2 protein-coding genes and 1 pseudogene are annotated in these 1,543 nt (G+C 63.1%); 1 reads left to right on the forward strand and 2 read right to left on the reverse strand.

Annotated features, from left to right (window positions below; all coding sequences use genetic code 11):
* The coding region (pyrD, locus tag EN984_RS34105) for a dihydroorotate dehydrogenase (quinone) (protein ID WP_127384333.1) at window positions 1-782 on the forward strand (782 nt) is incomplete at its 5' end.
* A gap of 8 nt (window positions 783-790) precedes the next feature.
* Here the strand turns inward: pyrD and EN984_RS37965 are convergent.
* Both EN984_RS37965 and EN984_RS34110 read right to left on the reverse strand, forming a co-directional pair.
* The gene (locus EN984_RS37965; RefSeq protein WP_164748943.1) at window positions 791-964 is read right to left on the reverse strand and encodes a hypothetical protein; all 174 of its coding nucleotides are present in this window, start codon (window positions 962-964) and stop codon (window positions 791-793) included.
* A 300-nt stretch (window positions 965-1,264) separates the two neighbouring features.
* Window positions 1,265-1,543 (reverse strand): annotated as a pseudogene (locus tag EN984_RS34110) (MATE family efflux transporter); the annotation flags it as partial.

Raw genomic sequence — 1,543 nt, forward strand, 5'->3', positions numbered from 1 at the left:
TCTTCCGGCTGACTGCCGACGATGCGGTGATCAACCGATTGGGCTTCAACAATGAAGGCCATGCAGCGGCCGAAAAACGCCTTGCCGCACGCAAGGGGCGCTCCGGCATCGTCGGTGTCAACATCGGAGCCAACAAGGACAGCAGCGACCGCATCGGCGACTATGAGCGCGGTGTCGCCCGGTTTGCGCAATACGCCAGCTATCTCACCGTCAACATCTCCTCGCCCAACACGCCGGGCCTGCGCAACATGCAGGCGCGCGAGCAGCTTGGCGAACTCTTGTCGCGTGTCATGGCCGCGCGCGCCGCGGCAACGGCGCAGCCGCCGGTGTTCCTGAAGATCGCGCCGGACCTGGTCGAGGCAGAGCTGGAGGACATCGCCGCCGAGGTCACCGAAAAGCAGGTGGACGGCGTCATCGTCTCCAACACCACCATCTCCCGACCGTCATTGCGCAGCGGCGACACCGCGCGCGAGACCGGCGGGCTCTCCGGAAAGCCGCTGTTCGAGCGTTCGACCATCGTGCTGGCGAAGATGCGCAAACTGCTCGGACCGGACCGCGCCATCATCGGCGTCGGCGGCGTCGATTCCGCCGATACGGCGCTGGACAAGATCCGTGCGGGTGCTGATCTGGTCCAGCTCTACACCGGCATGATCTATGCCGGGCCTTCACTGCCGGGCCGTATCCTTTCCGGAATGGTCCGTTTCGTCGAAAAGGAACGGCTGAAGTCGATTTGCGAGTTGCGCGGCAGCCGCCTCGACTTCTGGGCGTCCAGGCAACTCTGAGCCTGCTCTCAGGAGCGTAGATTGCGACTGACGGCCCGCTCGCAAATGGCGCCGCCGATGGCAGGCAACACGCCGAAGAGAAGCAATTGCGCGGTGCCGCCGATGCCAGAAACCGCGGAGAGAATGAACGCAGCGAGCAATCCCAGCGCCGCGCCCAAGACATATGGCAGGTAGCTTCGCATAAGCTCGCCCTGGAACAATTGGTGCATCAAGTCTGTTGGAAATCGACTGGAAGTGCAAGTGCATCCGACCGCACAGCAGGGCAACGAACTCGGTTTAACGGGTTGCTTCGGAGCCTCGCCGGCGCATTGGCTGACGGAGCATCAAACGAAAAACCCGCCTGTGCGGCGGGTCACTGGCGCAAATCAGCACCATGGCCAAAAATGTACCATAGCTGAGATCACCGAGTCAAGAAAAAATTCCTATCGCGAACAGGTGCCGTTCGCTGCCTGGACGGCGCAGGGCCTCCCGGAGGGCACCGTCTAAAACGCCGTCCGCACCCTGAGCCGCAGGATCGTCAGCAGGCTGAAGCCTCGCACCAGCAGGAAGACGTGCAGCGCCGCCCAAAGTCCATTGTTGCCGAAGGCGGGCGCAAGGGTCAGCAGCGCGGTCGCGAAAACCAGGAACGACAGCAGCATCATGTTGCGCATGTCGCGGGACCAGGTCGCGCCGATGAAGACGCCATCCATCTGGAACGCCAGCACACCGCTCAGCGCCGTGAATGCCGCCCATGGCAGGTAGATGTCGGCCACCGAACGGAC

The sequence above is a fragment of the Mesorhizobium sp. M7A.F.Ca.CA.004.12.1.1 genome (genome assembly GCF_003997835.1).
Classification (GTDB): Bacteria; Pseudomonadota; Alphaproteobacteria; order Rhizobiales; family Rhizobiaceae; genus Mesorhizobium.

Coding starts and splice junctions, on each gene's coding strand:
- EN984_RS37965 (WP_164748943.1), bottom strand. CDS start 964: ATGCGAAGCTACCTGCCATATGTCTTGGGCGCGGCGCTGGGATTGCTC.